At 63.9% G+C, this 26,930-nt stretch carries 23 protein-coding genes; 16 read left to right on the forward strand and 7 right to left on the reverse strand.

What is annotated here, in order from left to right; all coding sequences use genetic code 11:
- The first annotated feature begins 169 nt into the window (after window positions 1-169).
- Window positions 170-1,543 (forward strand): amidase, encoded by a 1,374-nt coding sequence (locus tag NKI41_RS03275; RefSeq protein ID WP_352681385.1) that lies wholly within the window; start codon window positions 170-172, stop codon window positions 1,541-1,543.
- On the opposite strand, the gene NKI41_RS03280 is transcribed toward NKI41_RS03275, so the two are convergent.
- Window positions 1,537-2,613 (reverse strand): NAD(P)/FAD-dependent oxidoreductase, encoded by a 1,077-nt coding sequence (locus NKI41_RS03280; RefSeq protein ID WP_352681387.1) that lies wholly within the window; start codon window positions 2,611-2,613, stop codon window positions 1,537-1,539. The genes NKI41_RS03275 and NKI41_RS03280 overlap by 7 nt on opposite strands.
- Window positions 2,614-2,730: 117 nt before the next feature.
- On the opposite strand from NKI41_RS03280, the gene NKI41_RS03285 reads away from it, so the two are divergent.
- The 4 genes from NKI41_RS03285 (at window position 2,731) to NKI41_RS03300 (ending at window position 6,558) form a co-directional block, all read left to right on the forward strand.
- On the forward strand, window positions 2,731-3,330 hold the full coding sequence (locus NKI41_RS03285; protein ID WP_352614617.1) for a TetR/AcrR family transcriptional regulator: 600 nt from the start codon (window positions 2,731-2,733) through the stop codon (window positions 3,328-3,330).
- Complete coding sequence (locus tag NKI41_RS03290; RefSeq protein WP_352681389.1) at window positions 3,327-4,253, forward strand: haloalkane dehalogenase; 927 nt, start codon at window positions 3,327-3,329, stop codon at window positions 4,251-4,253. The genes NKI41_RS03285 and NKI41_RS03290 overlap by 4 nt, the downstream gene beginning before the upstream one ends.
- A gap of 260 nt (window positions 4,254-4,513) precedes the next feature.
- On the forward strand, window positions 4,514-4,876 hold the full coding sequence (locus NKI41_RS03295; RefSeq protein ID WP_352540430.1) for a hypothetical protein: 363 nt from the start codon (window positions 4,514-4,516) through the stop codon (window positions 4,874-4,876).
- An 83-nt stretch (window positions 4,877-4,959) separates the two neighbouring features.
- The gene (locus NKI41_RS03300; protein WP_502898805.1) at window positions 4,960-6,558 is read left to right on the forward strand and encodes a peptide chain release factor 3; all 1,599 of its coding nucleotides are present in this window, start codon (window positions 4,960-4,962) and stop codon (window positions 6,556-6,558) included.
- A 148-nt stretch (window positions 6,559-6,706) separates the two neighbouring features.
- Here the strand turns inward: NKI41_RS03300 and NKI41_RS03305 are convergent, their stop codons facing one another.
- Window positions 6,707-7,180, reverse strand: a complete 474-nt coding sequence (locus NKI41_RS03305; RefSeq protein ID WP_352540429.1) for a VOC family protein — start codon at window positions 7,178-7,180, stop codon at window positions 6,707-6,709.
- Between the two features lie 290 nt (window positions 7,181-7,470).
- On the opposite strand from NKI41_RS03305, the gene ilvD reads away from it, so the two are divergent.
- The 3 genes from ilvD to NKI41_RS03320 all read left to right on the forward strand — a co-directional run bounded on the left by ilvD (window position 7,471) and on the right by NKI41_RS03320 (window position 11,959).
- Window positions 7,471-9,315 (forward strand): dihydroxy-acid dehydratase, encoded by a 1,845-nt coding sequence (gene ilvD, locus NKI41_RS03310; protein ID WP_352681392.1) that lies wholly within the window; start codon window positions 7,471-7,473, stop codon window positions 9,313-9,315.
- Between the two features lie 231 nt (window positions 9,316-9,546).
- A complete protein-coding gene (locus NKI41_RS03315; protein ID WP_352681394.1) occupies window positions 9,547-10,821 on the forward strand; it encodes an amidohydrolase family protein in 1,275 nt (424 codons plus the stop codon).
- Between the two features lie 217 nt (window positions 10,822-11,038).
- Entirely contained in the window at window positions 11,039-11,959 is a 921-nt protein-coding gene (locus NKI41_RS03320; protein ID WP_352681397.1) for a DMT family transporter, read from the forward strand.
- On the opposite strand, the gene NKI41_RS03325 is transcribed toward NKI41_RS03320, so the two are convergent.
- Window positions 11,956-12,858 carry a phosphotransferase gene (locus NKI41_RS03325; protein WP_352681399.1) on the reverse strand — a complete coding sequence of 301 codons (903 nt, stop codon included), beginning with the start codon at window positions 12,856-12,858 and terminating at the stop codon, window positions 11,956-11,958. The genes NKI41_RS03320 and NKI41_RS03325 overlap by 4 nt on opposite strands.
- 103 nt (window positions 12,859-12,961) lie before the next feature.
- Here NKI41_RS03325 and NKI41_RS03330 point away from each other — a divergent pair, with 103 nt between their 5' ends.
- Window positions 12,962-13,594: a class I SAM-dependent DNA methyltransferase gene (locus tag NKI41_RS03330; protein ID WP_352681401.1), complete on the forward strand. Its 633-nt coding sequence runs from the start codon at window positions 12,962-12,964 to the stop codon at window positions 13,592-13,594.
- An 18-nt stretch (window positions 13,595-13,612) separates the two neighbouring features.
- Here NKI41_RS03330 and NKI41_RS03335 read toward each other — a convergent pair whose 3' ends face one another.
- Together NKI41_RS03335 and NKI41_RS03340 are read right to left on the reverse strand one after the other, a co-directional pair.
- Complete coding sequence (locus tag NKI41_RS03335) at window positions 13,613-16,066, reverse strand: GcvT family protein (RefSeq protein WP_352681403.1); 2,454 nt, start codon at window positions 16,064-16,066, stop codon at window positions 13,613-13,615.
- Window positions 16,063-16,947, reverse strand: a complete 885-nt coding sequence (locus tag NKI41_RS03340) for a phosphotransferase family protein (protein WP_023676353.1) — start codon at window positions 16,945-16,947, stop codon at window positions 16,063-16,065. Before NKI41_RS03340 ends, NKI41_RS03335 begins: the two co-directional genes overlap by 4 nt.
- Window positions 16,948-17,382: 435 nt before the next feature.
- On the opposite strand from NKI41_RS03340, the gene NKI41_RS03345 reads away from it, so the two are divergent.
- The 7 genes from NKI41_RS03345 to NKI41_RS03375 all read left to right on the forward strand — a co-directional run bounded on the left by NKI41_RS03345 (window position 17,383) and on the right by NKI41_RS03375 (window position 25,019).
- Window positions 17,383-18,147, forward strand: coding sequence for a DeoR/GlpR family DNA-binding transcription regulator (locus NKI41_RS03345; protein ID WP_352469949.1), 765 nt, complete (start codon window positions 17,383-17,385; stop codon window positions 18,145-18,147).
- 90 nt (window positions 18,148-18,237) lie between these two features.
- Window positions 18,238-19,164 (forward strand): LysR family transcriptional regulator, encoded by a 927-nt coding sequence (locus tag NKI41_RS03350; protein WP_023676350.1) that lies wholly within the window; start codon window positions 18,238-18,240, stop codon window positions 19,162-19,164.
- Window positions 19,165-19,455: 291 nt separating this feature from the next.
- Window positions 19,456-20,610: an ABC transporter substrate-binding protein gene (locus NKI41_RS03355; RefSeq protein WP_352506953.1), complete on the forward strand. Its 1,155-nt coding sequence runs from the start codon at window positions 19,456-19,458 to the stop codon at window positions 20,608-20,610.
- Window positions 20,611-20,800: 190 nt separating this feature from the next.
- Window positions 20,801-21,796, forward strand: a complete 996-nt coding sequence (locus NKI41_RS03360) for an ABC transporter ATP-binding protein (RefSeq protein WP_352681405.1) — start codon at window positions 20,801-20,803, stop codon at window positions 21,794-21,796.
- 14 nt (window positions 21,797-21,810) lie between these two features.
- Window positions 21,811-22,761, forward strand: coding sequence for an ABC transporter permease (locus NKI41_RS03365; protein ID WP_352681563.1), 951 nt, complete (start codon window positions 21,811-21,813; stop codon window positions 22,759-22,761).
- Window positions 22,751-23,566 (forward strand): ABC transporter permease, encoded by an 816-nt coding sequence (locus tag NKI41_RS03370; RefSeq protein ID WP_023676345.1) that lies wholly within the window; start codon window positions 22,751-22,753, stop codon window positions 23,564-23,566. Before NKI41_RS03365 ends, NKI41_RS03370 begins: the two co-directional genes overlap by 11 nt.
- A 25-nt stretch (window positions 23,567-23,591) precedes the next feature.
- Window positions 23,592-25,019, forward strand: coding sequence for a gamma-aminobutyraldehyde dehydrogenase (locus NKI41_RS03375; protein WP_352681407.1), 1,428 nt, complete (start codon window positions 23,592-23,594; stop codon window positions 25,017-25,019).
- 17 nt (window positions 25,020-25,036) lie between these two features.
- On the opposite strand, the gene nhaA is transcribed toward NKI41_RS03375, so the two are convergent.
- A complete protein-coding gene (nhaA, locus tag NKI41_RS03380) occupies window positions 25,037-26,230 on the reverse strand; it encodes a Na+/H+ antiporter NhaA (RefSeq protein WP_352681409.1) in 1,194 nt (397 codons plus the stop codon).
- A gap of 91 nt (window positions 26,231-26,321) precedes the next feature.
- On the reverse strand, window positions 26,322-26,885 hold the full coding sequence (locus NKI41_RS03385) for an ActR/PrrA/RegA family redox response regulator transcription factor (protein ID WP_023676342.1): 564 nt from the start codon (window positions 26,883-26,885) through the stop codon (window positions 26,322-26,324).
- Between the last annotated feature and the right edge of the window lie 45 nt (window positions 26,886-26,930).

The raw sequence follows: 26,930 nt of genomic DNA on the forward strand, positions 1-26,930 counted from the left end.
CCGCAGAGGTACCGAGCGCAGCGAGGCCGCTGGACAGCGCCGACCCTCAACAGGCCCCGCAGCGCAATCCCGATCAAGCGCCGCCATCGTCGAATGCCGAGCCAGGCTTGTATCCACGCGCCAATCCGCCATTTTGAGGATCGCGGCGCGATAGCCCGGAGCATTCACCATGGATATCGTCTTTTCCTCGACCACCAAACTGGCCGCGGCCATCCGCGACCGTACGGTTTCCGCAATAGAGGTGCTGGACGAGCATCTGGCGCAGATCGACAGGCACAATAAGGCGGTCAATGCCGTCGTAACCCTCGATCGGGACGGTGCGCGGCAACGCGCCGTCAAAGCCGACGACGCGCAGGCGCGCGGCGAGGCCCTTGGGCCGCTGCATGGCGTGCCGTTCACACTGAAAGACACGCATGAAACCGCCGGCATGAGAACCACCGTCGGCTTCCCGGCCTTCGCCGACTATGCTCCGAGGGCAGACAGTCCGGTCGTTGCCCGGCTGAAGGCGGCAGGCGGCGTGCTGGTGGGCAAGACGAACGTGGCGACGATGCTCGGTGACTGGCAGTCTGACAATCCACTGTTCGGCCGCACCGGCAACCCCTGGAACCTCCAGCGCACCGCCGGCGGCTCCAGCGGCGGTGCGGCGGCGGCGCTCGGCACTGGTATGACGCCGTTCGAGGTCGGCACCGACATGCAGGATTCGATCCGGCTGCCGGCCGCCTTTTGTGGCGTCTACGGCCTCAAGCCGACCGAGCACCGCGTCTCGCTCGCCGGCGCCTTCCCCGACCCGGGCGGGGCGCCGCGCAGCGTGCGGCTGATGTCCTGCCTCGGACCGCTGGCGCGCAGCGTCGAGGACCTGGCACTGATCTACGGCCTCATTGCCGGGCCGGATGGAAGCGATACCGACCTTGCGCCGGTACCGGTCGAAACCATGCCGGAGCTGGATCTCAGAAATTTGCGCATTGCCGTCGCGCCGTCCTTTCCGGGCTTTCCGGTGGCCGGCGAGATCAGCGCGGCGGTCGAAAGTCTGGCAAAGGAGCTTCAGTCGGCAGGCGCCATCGTCGAGGATGCCAAATTGCCGAAGCTCGACCTGCACGACGACCTGGAGCAAGGCGGTGCGCTGATCGGCATGATGCTGGAGGCGGCCCAGCCCGAACCGCGGGAGAAGCCGACGCCGGTCTCGCGCTGGTTCGAGGCGCTCGCCCGCCGCGACCGCTCCATCCTGGCGTGGGAACGGTTCTTCGACGGCTGCGACGCCTTGCTGTGCCCGGTCGCCATGGCCACCGCCTTCCCGCATTGCGAGCCGGGAACGCCGATCGGGGTCGACGGCAAGACGCAAAGCTACTGGATGCTGCCGGCCTATGGCGCGGTGTTCAACTACAGCGGCCATCCGGCACTGTCGCTGCCCTGCGGACAAGATCGCGACGGCCTGCCCATCGGACTACAGCTTGTCGGCAAACGCTGGTCGGAGCGGCGCCTGCTCGGGATCGCCAGGGCAATCGAGCCGCTGGCCGGCGGCTTTCGCCGCCCGCCCGGTTATTGAGTAAACCGCGCCAGTCCGTAGGGATCAAGCAGCGGATCGCGCTCGCCGTCGAGGATTTCGCGGGCGGCGAACAGGGCGACGGCCGGCGCCAGCGTGATGCCGGAATGCATGACCGCAACATAGACGCCGCTCGTGCCTTCGGCGCGGCCTATGATCGGAAAGCCATCGACCGGGGTCGGCCGGTAGCCAATGGTGTGGAAATCGAGTTCCAGCCCATCCGCGCCGCGCAGCATCGCCTTCATCGCCGCAAACAGGTCGCGGGCGGTGGCCGGGGCATCCATGCCGGGATCGGCGCCGCCGAAATCCGAGCCGGCGATGACGCGGCCTTCCGCCGTCTGGCGCATATGCAGGCGGTCGCCGATCACCAGGCCGTTGAGCAGCTTTTCGTAGGGGCGCGAATGCACGATCAGGCCGGGCGGCGTTTCGATCGGCAGTTCTATCCCGGCTGTGGCAGCGATTGCCGGAGAGCCGGCTCCGGCCGCGATCACCACCTCGTCGGCAGCAATCCGCCCGCCGGATGTATCGACGCCGGCAAGCCTGCCGTTGGCTTGCACCAGAGCGGTCGCGGTCGTCCCGGCTACAATTCGCGCGCCGCGCCGTTCGGCGTCGGCCAGCAGTGCTTGCGTGGCGGCGACCGGCTCGGCAACGCCTTCCTCGGCGACATAAAGGGCGAAATCGGGAAGCTCGGTCAGATTGGGCTCGATGCGGGCCGCTCCGGCAAGGTCGACACGCTCGATGCCGTAGCCCCATGCGGAGTGCTCGGCCGCATAGGCTTCGAGTTCGGGACGTGGCAGGTCCCAGCACAGGCCGCCGCACCATTGCAACGGGATGCCGGGCACCTCGTTCGCCAGTCGCGTCCATTCGGCCATCGATCGAGTCCGTAGTCGGAAGTAAGGCTGCGGATTACCCCAGCTGGCATTGATCCAGGCAAAGGAATTCGGTGTCGCGACGACGCCGGCGCCGCTGCCGGCAACGACCGTCACCTTTGCTCCAGCCCTGGTCAGGTGCCAGGCGATGGAGGCGCCGATGATACCGGCGCCGATGACGATCACTTCTTTCGCAGCTGTCATGCTTCACTCCTCGTTCCAACGCCACCACTGCGATGCCATTGCCCGTGGGTTCTGCCAAGAGCGCGCGATATCAAATATGCCTCTTGACTTTAATACGTACGTACGTATTGTATCGCAATGGCTAGACATTCACTTCGCGAAAAACTTCTCGACGCCGGTTTCAAAACCATCTGGAGCTCTGGCTATTCGGCCGCCGGCGTACGCGACATCGTCGCCGCGGCCGATGCCCGTCCGGGGTCCTTCACCAACCATTTTGCATCCAAGGAGGCGTTCACCGGCGAGGTGCTGGACCGCTATTTCGCCTATGTGAGCGGTTTGGCGGAGCAGGCCCTTGCCCGGGACGGCACACCCCCGGTCGGGCGCTTGCGCCGCTATCTCGAAATCATCACGTCGAAGCTGGAGGCGCATGATTGGGCACGGGGCTGCATGATCGGCAATCTCAGCCTCGAGACGGCGGCTCACAGTGAGGCGCTGAGGCTGCAACTCGTCGCCATCTTCGAACGCTGGCGCAAGCCCTTTGCCGAATGCATCGCCGAGGGCCAGGCGGCTGGCGACATCACCGACGCGTTCGATGCCGAGGACCTCGCCGATTTCCTGTTGAGTTCCTGGCAAGGCGCGATGCTGCGCATGAAGGTGGAGCGCAGTCCCGAACCGCTCGAGCGTTTCAAGAATATCGTCTTCAAAACAGTCTTCGTAAAAAAGGAGCTGATCCGATGAACCCGAAACTCGAAAAGCAGCAATCCCGCACAACGGTGCCGCGCTCGGAAGTCGCGGTACTCGATTCCACCATCTCCTATGTCGAGGCAGGTACTGCCGGTCCGACGGTGCTATTCCTGCACGGCAACCCGACGTCGTCCTACATCTGGCGCGACATCATCCCGCATGTGGCGCCGTTCGGCCGCTGCATTGCGCCCGACCTGATCGGCTATGGCCAATCCGGCAAGCCGGACATCGACTATCGCTTCTTCGACCACGTCCGCTATCTCGACGCCTTCATCGAGACGCTTGGCATCAGTGACGTGGTGGTCGTCGCGCAGGACTGGGGCACCGCGCTCGCCTTCCATCTCGCGGCCCGGCGGCCGCAGCGGATCCTCGGCCTCGCCTTCATGGAATTCATCCGCCCCTTCGAGAGTTGGGACGATTTTCACCAGCGTCCGCAGGCGCGCGAATTGTTCAAGGCAATGCGCACGCCTGGCGTCGGTGAGAAGCTTGTCCTGGAAGACAACGTCTTCGTCGAAAAGGTGCTTCCGGCTGCGGTGCTGCGCACGATGAGCGATGAGGAAATGGCCTCCTACCGGGCACCGTTCCCGACGCCCCAATCGCGCAAGCCGATCCTGCGGCTGCCGCGCGACCTGCCGATTGAAGGCCAGCCCGCCGATGTCGCTGCCATCAGCGAGTACGACCATCGGGCGCTCCGGCTCTCCTCCTACCCGAAGCTGCTTTTCTCAGGCGATCCGGGGGCCCTCGTCTCGCCGCATGCGGCACGGGAATTCGCGGCCGGCCTGAAGAACTGCCGGTTGATCGATCTCGGACCCGGCGCGCATTATCTACAGGAGGACCATGCCGACAGGATCGGCGCCACAATTGCCGAGTGGATTCCGGAGGTGGCCTTCGAGAGCCGAGCGACCGAATCGGCCTGACGTCGGGACGTGAACCGGCGGCAGCCGGAGAGGTCGACAGCTTAGCTCTGCCGGTGCCAAGCGATGGAGGCGCCAATGATGCCGGATCCAATGACGATGATGTTCTTGCTCACGGCCGTGTACCTTCAAACGCCCAGGACTTCTTGCCCTCATTGCCACCATGCTACAGACTTACCAAGGGCGTTGCCGGGACCGCTCTCGAAGCGGGTCGATGACGATCGCCTCACTGGAAACGTTCAGCTCAATCACATGAGGGTCATTTGCGCCGCTGGATAAAAGGGTTGGTTTTTGCTGCAGCCGGAGCCGCCATTGTCTATGCCGTCTTCTTTGGCCCGCTGCCGTTCGTTCGATCTTGGTGGCAGGACGACAACTGGCTGGATCCTTTGCATAAACGCCATCGCATCGCTGACGGTTTGGTGCTGACCGGGGCGTTGGTTGGGAAATCGCGGGCAGAAGTTGTTGCCATGCTCGGCGAGCCGCCGAAGACGGACTATTTCGAGGACTGGAGTCTGGTTTATATTCTTGGTTCGGAAAGAGGATTTTTTTCGATCGACTCTGAATGGCTGGTTATGCGCCTGGATGACGTTGGCTCGGTCACGCAGGCGGCTATCGTCAGAGACTGAACCTGCTGCCGGGGTATCAGCGGTGTTTCCGTTCGACACGCTGGAAAAGCGCTGCTAGAAGCCCGCGCCACAGACAGGATTCCATGAAATTGGCTGAAGACATCGAACAAGCGGTATCGCGCCGCCGCACTTTCGCGATCATTGCCCACCCCGACGCCGGCAAGACGACGCTCACCGAAAAACTGCTTTTGTTCGGCGGCGCCATCCAGCTTGCCGGCGAGGTCAAGGCCAAGAAGGACCGCATCCAGACCCGCTCGGACTGGATGAAGATCGAACGCGAGCGCGGCATTTCGGTGGTCACCTCGGTGATGACCTTCGAATACGAGGACACCGTCTTCAACCTGCTCGACACGCCCGGCCACGAGGATTTCGCCGACGACACCTATCGCACGCTGTCGGCGGTCGACAGCGCGGTCATGGTCATCGACGCCGCCAAGGGCATCGAGCCGCGCACGCTGAAACTGTTCGAGGTCTGCCGGCTGCGCGACATCCCGATCATCACCTTCGTCAACAAAATGGACCGCGAAAGCCGAGACCCATTCGACATCCTCGACGAGATCGAGCAGAAGCTGGCACTGGATACAGCGCCGATCACCTGGCCGATCGGCCGCGGCAAGACCTTTTCCGGGACCTACCATCTGGCGCTGAACGCGGTGCGCAAGGGCGACGCCGAAAAGGAGCGCACGCCGGTCAATGGACCCGATTCCAACCGCGTCGCCGGCCTGTTGCCGGAGAACGAGCGCGAGGCCTTCATCGAGGAGCTGGAACTGGCGCGCGCGGCCTGTCGCCCGCTCGACCTCGATGCCTTCCGCGAGGGCCATTTGACGCCGGTCTATTTCGGTTCGGCGCTGCGCAATTACGGCGTGCGCGACCTGATCGAGGCGCTCGGCGCCTACGGGCCGCCGCCGCGCGCGCAGGAGGCCGACAGCCGCAAGGTCGAGGCGACCGAGGACAAGATGACCTCCTTCGTCTTCAAGATCCAGGCCAATATGGACCCCAACCATCGCGACCGCATCGCTTTCGTCCGCGTCTGCTCCGGCAAGCTCGAGCGCGGCATGAAGGCCAAGCTGGTGCGCACGGGAAAACCGATGAGCCTGTCGGCACCGCAATTCTTCTTCGCCCGCACCCGCGTCACGGCCGACGAGGCGTTCGCCGGCGATGTCGTCGGCATCCCCAACCACGGCACGCTGCGCATCGGCGACACGCTGACCGAAGGCGAGGAGATCCTGTTTCGCGGTGTGCCGAATTTCGCGCCTGAAATCCTGCGCCGCGTTCGCCTCGGCGATGCCATGAAAGCCAAGAAGCTCAAGGAAGCACTGCACCAGATGGCCGAGGAAGGCGTCGTGCAATTGTTCTCGCCGGAGGACGGCTCGCCAGCCATCGTCGGCGTCGTCGGCGCCCTGCAGCTCGACGTCTTGAAGGAGCGGCTAAACTTCGAATACACACTGCCGGTCGATTTCGAGATGTCGCGCTTTTCCGTCTGCCGCTGGATATCGGCCGACGATAAGGCCGAACTCCAGCGCTTCATCGAGGCGCATCGCGGCGACATCGCGCGCGATCTCGACAACGATCCGGTGTTCCTCGCCCAGCACGCCTTCTCGCTCAACTACGAGGCCGAGCGCTGGAAGGCGATCCGCTTCACCGCGGTCAAGGATTATCAGGTCCGCGACAGGGCGGCTTGATGCGCCCCTTCCCTTCTCCCCTTGTTGTGGGAGAAGGGAAGGGGTGTTCCAGGAAACACCAACGTCTCATTCCGTCCAGCACCCCTCAACCGTCTCGGCGCTGCGCGCCGATCCACCTTCTCCGGCACGAAGGAAAGATCGCGTTCGTTCACCCTTTCGCTGCCTCTTCGATCTTGGCGATGTCGATCTTGCTCATCTGCATCATCGCCTGCATCACGCGGCCGGCCTTTTCCCTGTCGGCGTCCAGCAGCAGCCTGGGCAGCTGCTCGGGAACGACCTGCCAGGAGAGGCCGAATTTGTCCTTCAGCCAGCTGCACTGGCTGGGCTGGCCACCGCCCGCGATGAGCCTGTCCCAGAAATAGTCGACCTCTTCCTGCGTCTTGCAGTCGATGGAGAGCGAGACCGCCTCGGTGAACTTGAATTGCGGCCCGCCGTTCAGCGCCTGGAACTGAACGCCGTCGAGCTCGAATGAGACCATCAGCACCTTGCCCTCATTATCGCCGCTGCCCTTGGGCCAGCGCATCACGCTCAGCACCTTCGAATTCTTGAAGATGGAGACATAATGGTTCATGGCCTCCTCGGCCTGATCGTTGAACCACAGGCAGGGGGTGATCTTTTGCATTCTCTTGCTCCTCGGGCTGGTTTTGGCTTTGTTTTCACTCGCAAAACGGCTGGCTGGCAATTGATGCCCGGTTCCGCCGTCTGCCCAAGGACGCTCGAACGAGACCCGATCCGACAGCACCTCTGACTTTTTTACGGTCTGGGCCGGCTGCGTCTTTGGCTGGCCGCTCGTTCCGCACCCTGGCGCAGCGCAAAATTGTGGCCAGACCAGAGTGTGGCGTCTATAAGGCCTGCGGCTTAATTCCGGTTTTCCGCGCCTTTGGGCGCGACGCAGACAGCAAGGACAGTTCAATGCCCGCCTACCGTTCCCGCACCACCACCCATGGCCGCAACATGGCCGGCGCCCGCGGCCTGTGGCGCGCCACCGGGATGAAGGACTCGGATTTCGGCAAGCCGATCATTGCCGTGGTCAATTCCTTCACCCAATTCGTTCCGGGCCATGTCCATTTGAAGGATCTCGGCCAGCTGGTTGCCCGCGAGATCGAAAAAGCCGGCGGCGTTGCCAAGGAGTTCAACACCATTGCCGTCGATGACGGCATCGCCATGGGCCATGACGGCATGCTCTATTCGCTGCCGTCGCGCGAATTGATCGCCGACTCGGTCGAATACATGGTCAACGCGCACTGCGCCGACGCGATGGTCTGCATCTCGAATTGCGACAAGATCACGCCCGGCATGCTGATGGCGTCGCTGCGCCTCAACATCCCGACCGTCTTCGTCTCCGGCGGGCCGATGGAGGCCGGCAAGGTGGTGCTCGCCGGCAAGACCCAGGCGCTTGACCTGGTCGACGCTATGGTCGCAGCCGCCGACGACAAGGTGTCCGACGAGGACGTCAGGATCATCGAGCGCTCGGCCTGTCCGACCTGTGGCTCCTGCTCCGGCATGTTCACCGCCAATTCGATGAACTGCCTGACCGAGGCGCTCGGCCTCTCGCTGCCCGGCAACGGCTCGACGTTGGCCACGCATGCCGACCGCAAGCGGCTGTTTGTCGAGGCCGGTCATCTGATCGTCGATCTCGCCCAGCGCTATTACGAGCAGGACGATGACACCGCGCTGCCGCGCAGCATCGCCTCGAAGGGCGCCTTCGAGAACGCCATGACGCTCGACATCGCCATGGGCGGCTCGACCAACACGGTCCTGCACATCCTCGCCGCAGCACATGAGGGCGAGGTCGACTTCACCATGGAGGACATCGACCGGCTGTCGCGGCGGGTGCCGGTGCTGTGCAAGGTGGCTCCGGCCAAGGCTGACGTCCACATGGAGGATGTCCATCGCGCCGGCGGCATCATGGCCATCCTCGGCCAGTTGGATAGCGCCGGGCTGATCAACCGCGACCTGCCGACGGTGCACGCCGCAAGCCTCGGCGAAGCGCTCGATCATTGGGATATTTCGCGCACCACCAGCCAGAATGTCCGCGATTTCTTCCTGGCGGCACCCGGCGGCGTGCCGACGCAAGTCGCGTTCAGCCAGGACCGCCGCTGGGACGATCTCGATCTCGACCGCGAGAAGGGCGTCATCCGCTCGGTCGAACATCCTTTCTCCAGGGATGGCGGCCTTGCCGTGCTGAAAGGCAATCTGGCAATCGATGGCTGCATCGTGAAGACGGCGGGCGTCGATGAATCGATCCTGAAATTCACCGGTCCGGCAAGAGTGTTCGAAAGCCAGGACGCCAGCGTCAAGGCGATCCTGTCGAACGAGATCAAGGCCGGCGATGTCGTCGTCATCCGCTATGAAGGGCCACGCGGCGGACCCGGCATGCAGGAAATGCTCTACCCGACCAGCTATTTGAAGTCGAAAGGTCTCGGCAAAGCCTGCGCACTGATCACCGACGGTCGTTTTTCCGGCGGCACCTCCGGCCTGTCGATCGGCCATGTCTCGCCGGAAGCCGCGGAAGGCGGTCTGATCGGGCTGGTCAGGGAAGGCGACACGATCGAGATCGATATCCCCAACCGCACCATCAGGCTTGCTGTCGACGACGCCGAACTCATCGCCCGTCGCGCCGCGATGGAGGCCAGGGGAACGGCTGCCTGGAAGCCCGAAGAAAAGCGCAAGCGCAAGGTGACGACGGCCTTGCGCGCCTATGCGGCGATGGCGACAAGTGCCGCCAAGGGGGCGGTGCGGTACGTGCCGGAATAGAGGCTTTTCCTTCTCCCTTTGTGGGAGAAGGTGGATTGGCGCGCAGCGCCAAGACGGTTGAGGGGTGCTGGACGGAGTGCCGCCGGCGCCAAGCTGGAACACCCCTCATCTGGCCGCTTCGCGGCCACCTTCTTCCACAAGGGAAGAAGGGAAGGGCCGCGCCTGAAGGTTCCGCCTTGCGGCAGCACGCTGCATGGAAAGAAACGGCTTTTTTGAACGAGGTGGCGCTAGATGGATTTTGACCTTGTGGTGCGCGGCGGGATGCTGCCCGACGGCAGGATCGCGGATATCGGCATCGTCGGCGAAACGATCGCAGCGATAGAGCCCGAGCTGAACGTCAGCGCCGGCACGGCGATCGATGCCCATGGCAATCTGGTCTCGCCGCCCTTCGTCGATCCGCATTTCCATATGGACGCCACGCTTTCGCTCGGCATTCCGCGCATCAATGTCTCGGGCACGCTGCTCGAAGGCATCTCGCTTTGGGGCGAGTTGAAGCCGCTTCTGACCCACGAAGCGGTGCGCGACCGTGCGCTCGCCTATTGCGACTGGGCGGTGTCGATGGGCCTGCTCGCCATCCGCACCCATGTCGATGTTTGCGACGACCGCCTGCTGGCGGTCGAGGCGCTGCTCGACGTGAAGAAGACGGTTGGCCCCTATATCGACCTGCAGCTGGTCGCCTTCCCGCAGGACGGGTTTTACCGCTCGCCGACGGCGCGCGACAACACCATTCGGGCGCTCGACATAGGCGTCGATGTCGTCGGCGGCATTCCGCATTTCGAGCGCACAATGGCCGACGGCACGCGCTCCGTCACCGAGCTCTGCGAAATCGCGGCGAAGCGCGGCCTGATGGTCGACTTGCATTGCGACGAGACCGACGATCCGCTGTCGCGCCACATCGAGCAGCTTGCCTATGAGACGCAGCGGCTCGGGTTGCAGGGCAGAGTGGCCGGCTCGCACCTGACATCGATGCATTCGATGGATAATTACTACGTTTCGAAGCTATTGCCGCTGATTGCCGAGGCCGGCGTTTCGGCGATCCCCAATCCGCTGATCAACATCATGCTGCAGGGCCGCCACGACACCTTTCCCAAGCGCCGCGGACTGACGCGGGTCAAGGAGATGCTGGCGCAAGGCATCCGCGTCGGCTGGGGCCAGGATTGCGTGCTCGACCCCTGGTATTCGCTGGGCACTGCAGACATGCTCGACGTCGCCTTCATGGGCCTGCATGTCGCGCAGATGTCGAGCCCGGCCGAGATGGCGCGCTGCTTCGATATGGTCACCAACGTCAATGCCGCCATCATGGGCCTCGACCACCTTGGCCTGGCGGTCGGCAAGCGCGCCAGCCTGGTCGTTCTCGATGCCGGCAACCCAGTCGAGGCCCTGCGGCTGCGCCCAGAGCGCCTCTGCGTCATCGCCAGGGGCAAGGTGGTGGCCGAGCGCAGCCGGCAGGACACGCGGCTTTCGATCGCCGGAAGGCCGGGCACGGTGAACCGGCGCCACGCTTAAAGCGCGTCGCGTTTGAACGGACCCACGCGACGCGCTTTAAGGTCTTGTTTTTAGCGTGTCGTTATCGCAAAACCGCTGCACACTTTTGCGCGACATGCATTAGTCCAGCCGATTTCCGGCGCTGGTCTTACCGAATTCTCGATTTTCGCCTCGTCATGGCCGCAGCTTGCGCCTACGACGCGGGTCACCGTACCCCACGGCGAGAACCGGTAACGGAATGGCGCAGCCCGCAGCCCAGTACTCAACGATCATGAACGTGCTGCTGGCCGGCATCCTGCTGATGCTCGCCGGCGACTTCCTGTTTGCGCTGAACGACGCGATGGGCAAGTGGCTGGTCGCCAGTTTTTCCGTCGGCCAGGTCGTGCTGATCCGCTCGATCGGCGCGTTTTTCATACTCGGGCCGATGATTGCACATCAGGGTGCTGCCAAGCTGTTTCGCATGGAGCGGCCGGAGCTGCAGCTGCTTCGCGTGGTGATGACGACGCTCGACACGGCGCTGTTCTACGCGGCGGTCGTCTATCTGCCGCTCGCCGATGTGATGAGTTTTTACATGGCCGGGCCGATCTATGTCGCGGCGCTGTCGCACTTCCTGCTCGGCGAAAGGGTCGGCTGGCGCCGCTGGGCGGCTATCCTGGTCGGTTTCTGCGGCGTGCTGATCATGCTGAAGCCATCCTCGGCCGCGTTCTCCCTGTCGTCGATGTTCGCGCTCGCCGGCAGCATTTCATTTGCCTTCGCCATCATCCTCAACCGGCGGCTGCGCGGCACCAGCGACACTTCGCTGGTCACCTGGCAAACCATCGGCACGCTGCTGGTCGGCGCTGCGTTGACCATAGGCAGTTGGAAGACGCCGTCATCGCTCGATTTCGGCGCCATGCTGCTTCTCGGCGTCGTCTCCTGCGGCGCGCACCTGATGATCACCCGGGCGTTGAAGCTGGCGCCGGCCTCGACCTTGGCGCCGCTGCATTACAGCCTGCTGTTGTGGGCAGTGGTCTTCGGCCTGGCCTTCTTCGGCGATGTGCCTGGGCAGCGCATCCTGATCGGCTCGGCCATCGTCGTGCTGGCCGGCCTGTTCATCTTCCACCGCCAGAAGGTGGTCGACACGGTACCGCCCGAAAACGTGCCAAAGGGCGTGAATTAACCCCGGCGCGCTGCCGCGAGATGCCGCGAAAATTCCGGCATCTCCATCAGTGCCTTGCAGCGCGCAAACCGGCCGTCGGCATAGGCGCGAAAGTCGTCGGCCGGATTTTTGTTGGCAAGCTGGATCAAGCCCCAGAGCGTCCACAACAGGTCGCACATTGCCTTGTAGATGACGATGCGGGCGCGCTCCGCCGGTCTCGGCTCGCCGCCGAAATAGGCGCGCATCATTTCTTCGTCCTGGGCCTCGTCGAATTGCCCTTCGACCGAGAGGTCGCCGAGATCCCAGAGCGGATCGTTCATGCCGGAATATTCCCAGTCGACGATCCACATCCTGTCGCCCGTATCGAGAAAGTTTTCGCAGAGCGGGTCGCAGTGGCAGGCGACGATCGGCAGAGGTTGAGCCGCAAGTGCTGAGCGCACTGCCTCCGCCTCGCGGACCACATCGTGGTAGCCGCCAGGCAGGGCGACGTCCTTGGTTGACAGCACTTTCAAATAGTCGTCGATCATCGCAAACAGCTCGAAGCGGGAGGGGAACACCGCGCCGGATGTGTGCAGTTTGCGAAAGGCCTTGCCGGCGCGTGCCGGGCTGCCCGGCCGAGTCTTGAACTTTCCCGGTGACATCGTCTCGGCACCGGCAACGAAGCGGGTCACCAACACGCCGGTCTCGGCATCGACATGCAGCACATCGGGACTGACGCCGGCCTTCGCCGCTTCCCGCGCCGCCACTGCCTCGTTGGCACGGTTGATGTATTCCTCGGTACCCTTGCCGGGGATACGCAGGCAGAAATCCTTACCGCTGAAGACGAGGTTGGTGAGACCGCCGAGCCGTTCCAGAGGGCCGTCATAGCCGGCCAGCATCGGAATGGCCACAAGTGCGGCGCGCGCCCGGTCGTCCGCCATGGATTTCGCTCCTTTCCCCGTGTTATTGGGACGACGACGGTTCCACAGTTTTCGCCGTTTGGCTATGATCGCGTTGCGGATCGATACCAGGCGACGGAAAGCGATGACGGACAGCAATCAGCAGAGCGCACTCGCCGCAGCCTATGCGGCGAAGCGGCCGGAAGACGTCGCGGCTCTTTACGACAGGTGGGCCGGCACCTATGACGCCGACATGTCGGCGGCTGGCTATCGCCATCCGACCATCTGCCTTGCCTTGCTGGCCCGCCATCTGGCGCGCGGCGCCGCTCCTCTGCTCGATGCCGGCGCCGGCACCGGGCTCATCGGCGAATGGCTTGCCATTACCGGTTATCCGCAGGTCGAGGCGCTCGACATCTCGGAAGGCATGCTGGCGCAAGCCGCGCGCAAGGGCGTCTATTCAGCGCTGCACTGCCTGGCGCTTGGCGGACCGCTGCCCTTCGTGGACGACGCCTATGCCGGGATCATCTCAGCCGGCGTCTTCACGTCCGGCCATGTCGGGGCCGAGGGTCTGGACGAGCTGATCCGCATCTGCCGGCCGGGCGGGGTGATCGTGCTGACAGTGAAGAACACGCTGTGGGATGCCGGGTTTGCCGCGCGGATCGCCGAGCTCGAGGCGCAAGGCACCGTCACGCGCGCCGAAGAGACGCCGCCCTATGTTTCGATGCCAGGCGAGGCCGATACCGTGCCGAGCCGGGGGCTGGTGCTCATCGTGAACTGAGGCTGAAACCGGAAGGCTCTATGCCTTCACCTTTGCTCCTGCCGGATCGTAAAGCGGCTCGAGGTGTATCTTAGCCGGCGTCCGTTCCATTGCCACCACCAGCTCGTAGTTGCCGGAGGTAAGGAAATCATCGTTGACGCCATCGGCATTGCGCACATAGCCGTAGCCGATGTTCTTGCCGATGGTGTAGCCATAGCCGCCGCTGGTGAGATAACCGACCGCCTCGCCGTTGCGCAGGATGGTCTCGCGCCCGAGCAGCACGACCTCTGGATCATCGACGGTGAAGCCGGCAAAGCGTTTGCCGAGCGTCGAGCCATCGAGCTTTTCAAGCGCCCGCCGGCCGAGGAAATCGGTGTTCTTCCTGAGCTTCACCGCCCAGCCGAGGCCGGCCTCCTGCGGCGTGTCGTTGGGTGTAATGTCAGCGCCCCAGGCGCGGTAGCCCTTTTCCAGCCGCAGCGATTCCAGCGCCCGATAGCCGACCGGGCGAATGTCGTGGACAGCGCCCGCCGTCATCAGCGCGTCGAAAACCTCGCCCGTCGCCGCGATCGGCGCATGCAGTTCCCAGCCGAGTTCGCCGACATAGGTGACGCGCAGTGCCCGGACGGCGTGACCGGCAATGGCGATCTCGCGAACATGGCCGAACGGAAAGGCGGCGTTCGAGACGTCGGCATCGGTCACCGCTGACAGCACGTCACGGGCGCGCGGCCCCATCAGCGACAATGTGCCGAAATCCTCCGTGACGTCGGTCAGCGTCACGTCGAACTCCCTGCCGATATGATCGGCAATCCAGGAGAAATCATGCGTGCGGAAACCGGTGCCGGTGACGATGTAGAATTTTTCCTCACCGAGCCTCGCCACGGTCAAATCGGCCTCGATGCCGCCGCGCGTGTTGAGAAGCTGCGTGTAGGTCAGCCGGCCGACCGGCTTGGCGACGTCGTTCGCGCAGATCCAGTCCAGCGCCTTCAGCGCGTCGGCTCCGGTCACTTCGCATTTGGCGAAAGACGACTGGTCGAAAATACCGATCTTTTCGCGCACGTGGCGGTGCTCGTCGCCAACCGCCGGGAACCAGTTCTGGCGGCCCATCGAATAGACGTCCTTCGGCTCGATGCCTTCCGGCGCGAACCAGTTCGGCCGCTCCCAGCCAAGTTTCGAGCCGAACACGGCGCGATGTTTTTGCAGCCGCTCGTACAAAGGCGAGACGATGCGCGGCCGGCCGCTGACATATTCCTCATGCGGGAAGCCGATCGTGTAGTGCTTGCCATAGGCTTCCAGCGTGCGGTCGCGGACCCATTGCCGGTCGCGGTGGAGATCGGAGAAGCGGCGGATGTCGACCACCCACAGATCGAGCGGCGCCTCGCCGTCGACGACCCATTGCGCCAGCACCCAGCCGGCGCCGCCGCCGGACGCGATGCCGAAGGCATTGAAGCCGGCGCCGACGAACATATTGGCGCATTCCGGCGCCACACCGAGGATGAAATTGCCATCCGGCGTAAAGCTCTCCGGCCCGTTGATCATCTGCTTGACGCCGGCATTGGCGAGCGCCGGGACACGCTCGATCGCCTGGCTCATATGCTGCTCGAAATGATCGTAATCATCGTCGAACAGCCGGAACTCCCAATCGTCCGGCACATCGCCGCCTGGCAGACCGGTCGTCCACGCCTGCGGGTTCGGCTCGTAGCCGCCCATCACCAACCCGCCGACCTCCTCCTTGAAATAGGTGCGGCGATCGGGGTCGCGAATTGTCGGCGCGTCGGTCGGCAGGCCATCAATCTTTTCGGTGATGATGTACTGGTGCTTCACCGGCTGCAGCGGCACGTTTATGCCGGCGAGCGCACCCACCTGCCGCGCCCATTGCCCGGCGCAGTTCACCACCTTGTCGCAGGCGATATCGCCTTTGCTGGTCTTTACCGCGGTGATCCGGCCGTCTCTCATTTCGAAGCCGGTGACTCGCACCTCCTCGAACAATTTTGCGCCATGCATGCGCGCACCCTTGGCCAGCGACTGGGTGATGTCGGAAGGGCTTGCCTGACCGTCGGTCGGCAGCCAGGACGCGCCGACGAGGTCGCCGGTTTCCAGCAGCGGCCACATTTCCTTGACCTCGGCCGGCGACAGCAGATGCATGTCCATGCCGAAGCTCTTAGCCGTCGTTGCCAGCCGCTTATACTCGATCCAGCGGTCGCCATTGGTGGCGAGGCGCAGGCAGCCAGTCATCTTCCAGCCGGTGGCGAGGCCGGTTTCGGCTTCCAGCCCCTTGTAGAGATCGACCGAATATTTGAGCACGCGCGTGATCGACGCCGACGAGCGTAGCTGGCCGACCAGCCCGGCAGCATGCCAGGTCGAACCCGAGGTCAGTTTGCCCTGTTCGAGCAGCACGATTTCGGCCTTGTGGTCGCGCGCCAGATGATAGGCCGTCGAACAGCCGATGATGCCACCGCCGATGACGACGATCGCGGCCTGGGCGGGCAAGGTCATGTCCGCGTCCCGTATTTTGTCCTGTAGTTTTCCAGGGCGGCTTCGAGCCGCGCCAGGTTTTCGTCGGCGTAGGCGGCGTAGTCGACACCGGGCGCGTCGAGGTAAAGCTCGGAAACCATGCCCCACATCGCCTCACGCAGCAGCGACGCGCATTGCATGGCGGCGTGCGAGCGCCGTATCGCCGGGTCCGGCTCCTTCATGAAATAGGCGGTCAGGAAGGCGAAGGACTCCTCGTCGCTCATGCCTGCATTCGACGCCGCGCCGGCAAGGTCGAACATCGCGGTGTTGAAGCCTGCATATTCGAAATCGATGAGCCACAGCCTGTGACCGTCGTCGATTATGTTAGCCGGCAAGAGGTCATTATGGCCGAAGACGATCGGCAGCAGCTTTTGCGCGCGCTCGAGCTCGTCCGCCAGCGTCAGCAGGCGCGGCAGTTCGCCCAGCTTGCGGCTGCGGCCTTCCTCCAGCGTGCGCGCATAGTCGCGAATGACATGGAATACCCAGAACATGAAGCCGGCGCCGGAGACATGACCGGGCATCTCCCGGTGGAAACCGCGCAGCAACGCGGCAACGCGGCCGAGATCGGCGCGCACGTCCTGCGCGACATAGGCCTTGGCGCCGAGATACTCCGTCACCATGACGCCGGGTCCAGTGTAATGGACGGCCGGAGCGAAGCCTGCCGCGTGCGCTGCCCGCGCCGTCATCATCTCGCGCTCGCGAAAGACATGGTGGAACGGATAGTCCTGGCCGAGCCGCACGACGTGCCGCCCGGCCGCGTCCTTGACCAGATAATTGGCATTGCTCAGCCCGCCCGGCAGCGGCGCGATGTCGATGCTGCCGGTCCAGCAAGGCAGCGCACGGATGCGGTCTTCGACAGTCACGATCTCGTCCAACATTGGGTCAATTTTCCACGCATGTCACGGCTGGCCAGCGATGACAATCGGACGGAGGAATGGAGGCAACGCGAAGATCTCGTCGGTGCAGATCTCGGGATCGGTATCCCGCACCGCACCGACGAGCCCCTTTGTGCCGGGTTCTTCGACGCCGGCATCCGCCCCCGCGGATCCTGAATTTCGGTACCCTTGCACCCGACGATCTCCCGGGCGTTCGGGCAAGCGATTTTTCGTGCGGCTCAGCCGTCGTCCTCCGTTCCGAGCCTGTCACAGCGATAATGTCGCGCCACGCTGGAGGCGTTGTCAACGCGAAATTGTGGTATTTTCTGGTTTTTTGCCCGAATTTTGCTAAATTCCTTGGAGTTAGTGGCATTTATGCCGTAGAAGCGGTCAGCGGTGCAACAATCCGACCGGATGGAACCGATGGTCCACTCGAAGCGGCATGGCGAAATCCTGCGCCTCCTCAAGGAGGAAGGCACCGTGACCATTGCGAGCCTGGCCGACCGGCTGGGCGTCTCGCTGGAGACAGTACGCCGCGACGTCAAGCCACTGACCAGCGACGGTTCCATCCTCAAGATGCACGGCGCCGTCGGCCTGCCGTCGATTGCCGGCGAAGCGCCGTTCGAGCGGCGCATGCGCGAGAACGCCGATGCCAAGCGGGCAATAGCGCGCATGGTCGCCGCCACCATCCGCGACGGCGAATCGATCATGCTCGACACCGGCACCACCACCTCTTTCCTGGCCCGGGAACTGCTCGGCCACCGGCGGCTGACGGTCGTCACCAACTCCTCCGACATCGCCCGCACATTGGCCACCGTCAACGGCAATAAGGTCTACATGGCCGGCGGCGAGCTGCGCAGCGATTCCGGTGCTGCCTTCGGCGTCTCGGCCATCGAATTCGTCAGCCGCTTTTCCGTCAGCCATGCAGTGATATCGACCGGTGCGGTCGATGCCGTCACCGGCGTCATGGACTATGATCTGGAAGAGGCCGAATTCGCCCGCATGGTGCTGTCGCGCGGCCAGCGTTCGCTTGTCGTCACCGACCACAGCAAGTTCGGCCGCCAGGGCCTTGTTCAGGTCTGCGGCTTCGGCGGCTTTTCCGAACTCGCGACCGACCGTCCGCCGCCGCACGACATCGCTGCCGCCCTTGCCCAGGCCGGCGCACGGCTCAGCATTGCCGATGGCTGAAGCGAGGGCTGAGCTCTATCGTGAGCTCTGTCGGGAGATCTGCTCCAGCACCCACTTCCCAGCGCCGCGTCTGCCGTGTTTAGTCCGGCCATGGCTTTCACCATCCGCCAATTGCAGTTCTTCATCGCCGTCGCCGAGCAGGGCACAGTGTCGGGCGCCGCCCAGAACCTGTCGATCTCGCAATCGTCGGTCACCGAGGCGATCAAGGAGCTGGAGCACGATCTCGGCGTCGAGCTGTTCGAGCGCCACCCGCGCGGCTTGAACATCACCCACAAAGGCCACCAGTTCCTGCGCCATGCGAGAAAGATCCTGGCCGACGTTTCCGATGCGCGCCGCGCCTTCTTCGGCGAACAGGCCGCGGCAAGCGGGCGGCTGCAACTTGGCGTCACCTCGCTGGTCGCCGGCTATGTGCTTTCCGATCTTCTTGCCCGCTACCGCCGCGCCTATCCGGGTGTCGAGGTCTCGGCAATCGAGGACAATGGCGACTATCTCGAGCATCTGTTGATCGGCGGCAAGCTCGACATTGCCGTCATGGTCACCTCGAACCTGCGCGACCGCACCGCGCTGCAGTCCGAAATCCTCGAAGTCTCGGCCTACCGGCTGTGGCTGCCGCTCGGCCACCCCTTGGCCGGTGCCGACATCATCGGCATCGGCGACATCGCCTCGGAACCGCTGATCATGCTGACCGTCGACGAGATCGAGGAGAATACCGGAAAGCTGCTGACGGCAATCGGCGCTAAGCCGCATGTCGCCTTTCGCACCCGCTCGGTCGAAGCGGTGCGCAGCCTCGTCGCTACCGGCGCCGGCGTCGCGCTGCTGCCCGACCTCGTCTACCGGCCATGGTCGCTGGAAGGCGACCGCATCGAATCGCGCGATATTTCGGGGTCGTTGCCGGTCGTCCAGGTCGGTATGGTCTGGCGGCGCGGCTCCGGTCTGCCGCAGGCAGCGCGCGACTTCATCGGACTTGCCCAGTCGCAGCGCATGGTGCGCCAACGGCCCGAGAAGATTGGCCGCTGACGTATCGGAAAAATCGATATCGGCTTTCTGATAAATGAATTTGCGAAACCGGAAATTTCGCAGCACTTTTCGGTCAGGGAACAAAGCTGCCGTTAGAGCGACGTGCGTCATAGTACGCTCTAAGATTTTTAGTTTTCGCATCGGGCTTTCCGAAAATCGATTCCGATTTTCGGGTCGATGCGAGGAGCACGGCCCTTCAGAGCCGCGCACCCAACGTTTTTGAACGGGCGCATGATCTTCTTCCGAAACCCGAAACCGGTTTCGAGGTCATGCAAAAATGGGAGATCGACGATGAATTCATTGCTGAAATCATGCACTGCCTTGACGGTCGCGCTGAGCTTCTCCGGCCAGGCCATCGCCCAGGTCAAGGAGCTCGGCAAAGGCGAAGGCGAGGTCAATATCGTCGCCTGGCCGGGCTATATCGAGCGCGGCGAAACCGACAAGGCCTATGATTGGGTCACTTCGTTCGAGAAGGAAACCGGCTGCAAGGTCAACGTCAAGACCGCCAACACCTCCGATGAGATGGTCTCGCTGATGAACGAGGGCGGCTTCGATCTCGTCACCGCCTCGGGCGACGCTTCGCTGCGCCTTGTCGCCGGCAAGCGCGTCCAGCCGATCAACACCGACCTCATACCGAGCTGGAAGACGGTCGACGACCGGCTGAAGGATGCGCCCTGGTTCACCGTCGGCGGAGTCCATTACGGCGTCCCCTATCAGTGGGGGCCGAACGTGCTGATGTACAACACCGAAGTGTTCAAGGAGGCGCCGAAGAGCTGGAACGTGGTCTTCGAGGAAATGAAGCTTCCCGACGGCAAGTCGAACAAGGGCCGCGTCCAGGCCTATGACGGGCCGATCCACATCGCCGACGCCGCCAATTACCTGATGGCTCACAAGCCGGAGCTCGGCATCAAGGACCCGTACGAACTGACCGAGGATCAGTACAAGGCGGCACTCGACCTGCTGCGGGTCCAGCGTACGCTGGTCGGACGCTATTGGCACGACGCCGCCATCCAGGTCGACGATTTCCAGAACGAAGGCGTCGTCGCCTCCGGTTCCTGGCCCTACCAGGTCAACACGCTGATCGCGGCCAAGAAGCCGGTCGCCTCGACTATCCCCGAGGAGGGCGTCACCGGCTGGGCCGATACCACGATGATGGAGGCCGATGCTGCCCACCCAAACTGCGCCTACATGTGGATGGAGCATTCGCTGTCGCCAAAAGTTCAAGGCGACGTCTCCGCTTGGTTCGGCTCGCTGCCGGTGGTGCCCGCCGCCTGCAAGGGCAACGAACTGCTCGGCGAGGAAGGCTGCAAGACCAACGGTTACGACAATTTCGACAAGATCAAGTTCTGGAAGACGCCGGTCTCGAAATGCGCCACCCAGAACGACCAGTGCGTGCCCTATTACCGCTGGGTGTCGGACTATATCGGCGTCATCGGCGGGCGGTGAGTTCGCCTCACCTACGAAGCTCGGCGCTGCCCCTCACCCTTACCCTCTCCCGGTGGAGAAACGGGGGGTCGCCAGCGTTGGAGCGCCTCCCTTCTCCGCGTCCACTATACGAGGAGAAGGTGCCGGCAGGCGGATGAGAGGCAGCGCTACCGCCTGAAATTTGATGAGCCTGACAGATCAGGACAGCCCCATGACCTCCGCCGTTTCCTTCCAAAACGTCTCTCGCCATTTCGGCAGCGTGCGTGCCGTCGACGCGGTCGATCTCGACATCGTGCCGGGCGAGTTCTTCGCCATGCTCGGGCCTTCCGGCTCGGGCAAGACGACGTGCCTGCGCCTCATCGCCGGTTTCGAGCAGCCGACGGCGGGCTCGATCTCGATCTTCGGCGAACGCGCCGAGGGCGTGCCGCCCTATCGCCGCAACGTCAACACCGTGTTCCAGGATTATGCGCTGTTCCCGCATTTCAACGTGCTCGACAACGTCGCCTATGGGCTGATGGTCAAGGGCGTCGGCAGACCGGAGCGGCAACAGGCGGCGGAAGAAGCGCTGGCGCTGGTGCGGCTTCCCGGCTACGGCGCCCGTCGCCCTGGCCAGCTTTCCGGCGGTCAGCGCCAGCGCGTCGCGCTCGCCCGTGCGCTGGTCAACCAGCCCAAGGTGCTGTTGCTCGACGAGCCGCTCGGCGCCCTCGACCTCAAGCTTCGCGAAAACATGCAGGAGGAGTTGAAATCGCTGCAGAAGGCGCTCGGCATCACCTTCGTGTTCGTCACCCACGACCAGGGCGAAGCGCTGTCGATGGCCGACCGCGTGGCCGTCTTCAATGACGGCAAGATCATGCAGATCGGCACGCCGGAAGACATCTACCAGCGCCCCAAGACCCGCTTCGTCGCCGATTTCGTCGGCTCGTCCAACGTGCTGCCGCCGGATTTCGTCCAGCGCTATGCCGGCCAGTATCGCTGGGGCAGCCTGCGGCCCGAATCCATCCGTATTGGCCGGGCCAACGGCGAAGGGGTTGCCGCCCGCCTGGTCTCGACCAACTATCTCGGCGCCACGACAAGACTGGCGCTCGATGCAGAGGGCTTGCGACTGCATGCCATCGTGCCGGCGGGTGCTGTGCTGCCGGGGGAAGGCGAGGCGGTGGTGCTCACCTTCAAGCGCGAGCATTTGCATCTGATGGACGAGCTAGAATGAGCCTGGACGCTGCCATGCCGCGGGCCACGGCCCCCGCCATCCTGCCGGGTAGTGGTGGCGTACGCGGCGGGCTCTCCGATCTCTTCTGGCGCCGGCCGCAATTCTTGCTGCTCTTGATGCTGCTACCCCCGGTTCTTTGGCTCGGCATCGTCTATATCGGCTCGCTCTTCGCATTGCTTTTGCAGAGCTTCTTTTCGATCGACGAGTTCTCCGGCCTGATCAACCGGCAATTCACGCTGAAGACCTATGGCGACCTGCTGCAGGCCGCCAATCTCGACATTATCCTGCGCACGGTGACAATGGCGGCGCTGGTGACGCTGGCTGCGGCGGTCATCGCCTTTCCCATCGCCTATTACGCGGCGCGCTATGCGCGCGGCCGTTGGAAGGCGCTGTTTTATCTCGGCGTCATGCTGCCGCTGTGGTCGAGCTACCTGGTCAAGATCTATGCCTGGAAGCTGATCCTGGCCAAGGAAGGCATCCTGACATGGCTGCTGGCCAAATTGCATCTTCTCTGGCTGCTTGATGCCTGGCTATCGCTGCCGGTCGTCGGCGGCAACTCATTGTCGGTCTCCTCAACCGGCACCTTCATCGTCTTCGTCTATGTCTGGCTGCCATTCATGATCCTGCCGGTGCAGGCCGCACTCGAGCGCGTGCCGGGCAATTTGGTCGAGGCTTCGTCCGATCTCGGCGCCTCGCCCGGCCAGACCTTCGGCAACGTGCTGTTCCCGCTGGCGCTGCCCGGCATCGTTGCCGGCTCGATCTTCACCTTCTCGCTGACGCTCGGCGACTACATCATTCCTCAGATCATCGGCACCTCGCGGCTGTTCATCGGCCAGGCCGTCTATTCGCAGCAAGGCACCGCCGGCAACATCCCGCTCGCCGCCGCCTTTACCGTGGTGCCCATCGTCATCATGGGGTTCTATCTCTGGGGCGCCAAGCGCATGGGGGCTTTCGATGCGCTCTGACCGTGGCCCATCCGCGCCGATCGGCCTAAAGCTCGCTGCCACCGGCGGCCTGCTGTTTCTGCACCTGCCGATCCTGCTGATCTTCGTCTATGCCTTCACCACCGAGGAGAAGAGCTTCGTCTGGCCGCCGCCGGGCCTGACCACGCAATGGTTCGCCGTCACCTGGAACCGCCCCGACGTCTGGCAGGCACTGTCGTTGTCTGTGCGGGTCGCGGCGATCTCGACTGCCATCGCTCTGATCCTCGGCACGCTGTGCGCAGCCGCCGTGTCCCGCACAAAATTCTTCGGCCGCGAAACCATCTCGCTGCTGGTCATCCTGCCGATCGCGCTGCCCGGCATCATCACCGGCATCGCGCTGCGCTCGGCCTTCGCGCTGGCCGAAATCCCGTTCTCGTTCTGGACGATCGTGCTCGGCCACGCCACTTTCTGCGTGGTCGTCGTCTACAACAATGCGGTCGCCCGTTTCCGCCGCACGTCCGGCTCGATGATCGAGGCGTCGATGGATCTCGGCGCCGATGGTTTCCAGACCTTTCGGCATGTCGTGCTGCCCAACATCGCAACCGCGCTGCTGGCCGGCGGCATGCTTGCCTTTGCGCTGTCCTTCGACGAGGTCATCGTCACCACCTTCACCGCCGGCCAGCAGCAGACGGTGCCGATCTGGATGCTCGAAGAATTGATCCGTCCGCGCCAGCGTCCGGTCACCAATGTCGTGGCGATGGTGGTAGTGCTGGTGACGCTGCTCCCAATCCTCGCTGCCTATTACCTGACCCGCGACGGCGACCAGATCGCCGGTTCGGGCAAATGATCTCGTTCATAAGGGAGAGACTTCCATGGACACGCAGATGCTGATCGGCTCGAAATTCGAAAAAGGCACCGAGACCGAGGAGCCGATCCTCAACCCGAGAACCGGGGCGACCATCCTCAATCTGCCTGAGGCCAGCCCAGCGCAGATCGAGGCGGCCGTGCTTGCTGCCGAAAACGCCTTCGTCACCTGGTCCCGCACAACACCGGCGCAGCGCGCCGGCTATCTCCTGAAGATCGCCGATCGCATCGAGGCTGCTGCACAGGATTTCGCGGCGCTCGAGGCGCTGAACTGCGGCAAGCCGATCAATGCCGTGCTCAATGACGAGATCCCGGCGATCGTCGACTGCTACCGCTTCTTTGCCGGCGCGGTCCGCTCGATGCCCGGCCAGGTCGCCGGCGAATACATTCCCGGCCACACCTCGATGGTCCGCCGCGACGCCATCGGCGTTGTCGCGTCGATCGCGCCGTGGAACTATCCGCTGATGATGATGGCCTGGAAGCTGGCGCCGGCGATTGCCGGCGGCAACACCGTCGTCTTCAAGCCGTCGGAACAGACGCCGCTGACCGCGCTGAAGCTGGCGAAAATCCTTGCCGAGATCCTGCCGGAAGGCGTCGTCAACGTCGTGCTCGGTCGCGGCGACAGCGTCGGCAACACGCTGATCAACCACCCGAAGGTCAACATGATCTCGATCACCGGCGACGTCGCCACCGGCAAGAAGGTGCTGCAGGCTGCCGCCAAATCGGTCAAGCGCACGCATCTCGAGCTCGGCGGCAAGGCGCCGGTCATCGTCTTCGACGACGCCGATCTCGGCGCGGTGGTCAACGGCCTGCGCGCCTTCGGCTATTACAATGCCGGCCAGGACTGCACCGCCGCCTGCCGCATCTACGCCGGCAAGAAGATCTACGACAAGCTCGTCGCCGACCTCTCCGCCGCCGTCTCGACCATTAAGTATGATCGTCCTGACGATACCGAAAACGAGATCGGCCCGCTGATCTCGCGTCGCCAGCGCGACCGCGTCTCGAGCTTCGTCGAGCGCGCCTCTGAGCTCAAGCACATCGAGATCACCACGGGCGGCAAGCCGGGCGAGGGCTCCGGCTTCTTCTACCAGCCGACCGTCGTCGCCGGCGCGCTGCAGGAGGACGAGATCGTGCGCCGCGAAGTGTTCGGTCCGGTGGTCTCGGTCACCCGCTTTTCCGAAGTCGACGAAGCGGTGAACTGGGCCAATGATTCTGACTACGGCCTGGCGTCGTCGGTGTGGACCAAGGATGTTTCGCGGGCCATGGCGACGGCCGCCCGGCTGCAATATGGCTGCACCTGGATCAACACCCATTTCATGCTGACCAACGAGATGCCGCATGGCGGGTTGAAACAATCCGGCTACGGCAAGGACATGTCGCTCTACGCGCTGGAGGACTATACCGCCGTCCGCCACGTCATGGTCGCTCACGGGTAGCGCCCGCGAGGAGACGCCTATTCTTCCGCCTCCTCCGCCTCGCCTGCGGCCGGCGCGACCAGCAGCACTGCGGCGCCTAGGAGCGCGGCGATGAAAGAGCCGGCGAGGATGCCGACCTTGACCGCGTCCTGCAGGGCGGCGTCGCCGGCGAAGGCGAGCAGGCCGATGAACAGGCTCATGGTGAAACCGATGCCACAGAGCAGCGAAATGCCGACCATGTGCAGCCAGCCGGCATTGACCGGCAGATCGGCGAAGCCAAGCCGGATGGCAAGCGCGGAAGACCCGAACACCCCGACCAGCTTGCCGGCGACGAGCCCGGCGGCGACGCCGAGCGTCAGCGGCTCGGCCAGGGCGGCAGCGCTGAGACCGGCGAGCGAGACGCCGGCGTTGGCAAAGCCGAAAATCGGGATGACAAAAAAGGCGACGACTTTGTGCAGGCCGTGTTCGAGCCGGTGCAGCGGCGAATGGTCGAGATCATGGCCGCTGCCCGGCGATATCTTCAGCGGTATGGTGAGGGCCAGCGCGACGCCGGCGAGCGTCGCATGGACGCCCGATTTGAGCACCAAAACCCACAGAATGATGCCGAGCAAGATGTACGGCAGCAGCGTCAGCACCCGCATGCGGTTGAGCACCACCAACAGCGCGATCACGGCGAAGGCGGCGCCGAGATAGGCGAGCGAGAGGCCGCTGGTATAGAACACCGCGATGATGAGCACCGCGCCGAGATCGTCGATGATGGCAAGCGCCGTGAGGAATATCTTCAGCGAACCCGGGACGCGGCTGCCGAGCAGCGACAGCACGCCGAGCGCAAAGGCGATATCGGTGGCGGTTGGGATCGCCCAGCCGGACAGAGCGGCTGGATTGTTGCGGTTGATGGCGACGTAGACCAGTGCCGGCGCTGCCATGCCGCCGGCGGCGGCGATGCCGGGCAGCACGCGGCGCGGCCAGGTCGATAGCTGGCCGTCAAGCATTTCGCGCTTGATCTCGAGACCGACCAGCAGGAAGAACACCGCCATCAGGCCGTCATTGATCCAGTGCGAGACGCTGAGCGGTCCGAGATAGGCATGGAGGGCGGAGAAATAAGCCTCGCCCAGCGGCGAATTGGCGACGATCAGGGCCAAGGCCGCCGCAGCCATCAGGATGAGGCCGCCGGCCGCCTCGCTGTCGAGGAATTCGCGCAGCATGGAGACCAGCCGCTTTTCGTCCTGCATGTCGCCTCCGTCGTATCAGCGGCAAGGTCCGACACCGCCAAGCGATGATGCGCAAACAGCGCTGGCCGGGCAAGCCTGTAATGAGAGCCCTTTAGCGCGGCGCGCGCTTGGCGAGGATGCGTTGCAGCGTGCGGCGATGCATGTTCAGGCGGCGCGCGGTTTCCGAGACGTTGCGGTCGCACATTTCGTAGACGCGCTGGATGTGTTCCCAGCGCACGCGATCGGCCGACATTGGATTTTCCGGCGGCGCTGCGCGTTCGCCCGCGGTGCGGGTCAGGGCGGCAAAAATATCATCGGCATCGGCCGGCTTCGACAGATAGTCGATGGCGCCGAGCTTTACCGCCGTCACCGCGGTGGCAATGTTGCCGTAGCCGGTGAGGATGATGGCGCGGGCATCGTCGCGCTTCTCGCGAATCGCGGCGACGACGTCGAGGCCGTTGCCGTCGGCCAGCCGCATGTCGACCACCGCATAGGCCGGCGGATTGGCGCGCGCCTTGGCAACCGCCTCCTCGACGCTCTCCGCCGTCTCGACCACGAAACCCCTGGTTTCCATGGCGCGGGCAAGCCGCGTCAGGAACGGCTTGTCGTCGTCCACGATCAGCAGCGAGGTATCCTCGCCTTCGACCATTGCGCCAATCGTTTCGTCAGTACTCATCGTGCTGAAAATCCTGCTGCCTGATTTTTACGCAAATATAGTTTC

Source organism: Mesorhizobium sp. M0601, assembly GCF_040320845.1.
GTDB lineage: Bacteria > Pseudomonadota > Alphaproteobacteria > Rhizobiales > Rhizobiaceae > Mesorhizobium.

Bases quoted from the DNA above. Each gene is read 5' to 3' on its own strand.
- NKI41_RS03375 (WP_352681407.1), top strand. From the start codon at position 23,592: ATGGACACGCAGATGCTGATCGGCTCGAAATTCGAAAAAGGCACCGAG.
- NKI41_RS03325 (WP_352681399.1), bottom strand. From the start codon at position 12,858: ATGGCGGACGACCGGGCGCGCGCCGCACTTGTGGCCATTCCGATGCTG.
- NKI41_RS03290 (WP_352681389.1), top strand. From the start codon at position 3,327: ATGAACCCGAAACTCGAAAAGCAGCAATCCCGCACAACGGTGCCGCGC.
- NKI41_RS03350 (WP_023676350.1), top strand. From the start codon at position 18,238: ATGGCTTTCACCATCCGCCAATTGCAGTTCTTCATCGCCGTCGCCGAG.
- ilvD (WP_352681392.1), top strand. From the start codon at position 7,471: ATGCCCGCCTACCGTTCCCGCACCACCACCCATGGCCGCAACATGGCC.
- NKI41_RS03385 (WP_023676342.1), bottom strand. From the start codon at position 26,885: ATGAGTACTGACGAAACGATTGGCGCAATGGTCGAAGGCGAGGATACC.
- NKI41_RS03330 (WP_352681401.1), top strand. From the start codon at position 12,962: ATGACGGACAGCAATCAGCAGAGCGCACTCGCCGCAGCCTATGCGGCG.
- NKI41_RS03360 (WP_352681405.1), top strand. From the start codon at position 20,801: ATGACCTCCGCCGTTTCCTTCCAAAACGTCTCTCGCCATTTCGGCAGC.
- NKI41_RS03345 (WP_352469949.1), top strand. From the start codon at position 17,383: ATGGTCCACTCGAAGCGGCATGGCGAAATCCTGCGCCTCCTCAAGGAG.
- NKI41_RS03370 (WP_023676345.1), top strand. From the start codon at position 22,751: ATGCGCTCTGACCGTGGCCCATCCGCGCCGATCGGCCTAAAGCTCGCT.
- NKI41_RS03275 (WP_352681385.1), top strand. From the start codon at position 170: ATGGATATCGTCTTTTCCTCGACCACCAAACTGGCCGCGGCCATCCGC.
- NKI41_RS03335 (WP_352681403.1), bottom strand. From the start codon at position 16,066: ATGACCTTGCCCGCCCAGGCCGCGATCGTCGTCATCGGCGGTGGCATC.
- NKI41_RS03365 (WP_352681563.1), top strand. From the start codon at position 21,811: ATGCCGCGGGCCACGGCCCCCGCCATCCTGCCGGGTAGTGGTGGCGTA.
- NKI41_RS03320 (WP_352681397.1), top strand. From the start codon at position 11,039: ATGGCGCAGCCCGCAGCCCAGTACTCAACGATCATGAACGTGCTGCTG.
- NKI41_RS03300 (WP_502898805.1), top strand. From the start codon at position 4,960: ATGAAATTGGCTGAAGACATCGAACAAGCGGTATCGCGCCGCCGCACT.
- NKI41_RS03305 (WP_352540429.1), bottom strand. From the start codon at position 7,180: ATGCAAAAGATCACCCCCTGCCTGTGGTTCAACGATCAGGCCGAGGAG.
- NKI41_RS03355 (WP_352506953.1), top strand. From the start codon at position 19,456: ATGAATTCATTGCTGAAATCATGCACTGCCTTGACGGTCGCGCTGAGC.
- NKI41_RS03280 (WP_352681387.1), bottom strand. From the start codon at position 2,613: ATGACAGCTGCGAAAGAAGTGATCGTCATCGGCGCCGGTATCATCGGC.
- NKI41_RS03315 (WP_352681394.1), top strand. From the start codon at position 9,547: ATGGATTTTGACCTTGTGGTGCGCGGCGGGATGCTGCCCGACGGCAGG.
- nhaA (WP_352681409.1), bottom strand. From the start codon at position 26,230: ATGCAGGACGAAAAGCGGCTGGTCTCCATGCTGCGCGAATTCCTCGAC.
- NKI41_RS03285 (WP_352614617.1), top strand. From the start codon at position 2,731: ATGGCTAGACATTCACTTCGCGAAAAACTTCTCGACGCCGGTTTCAAA.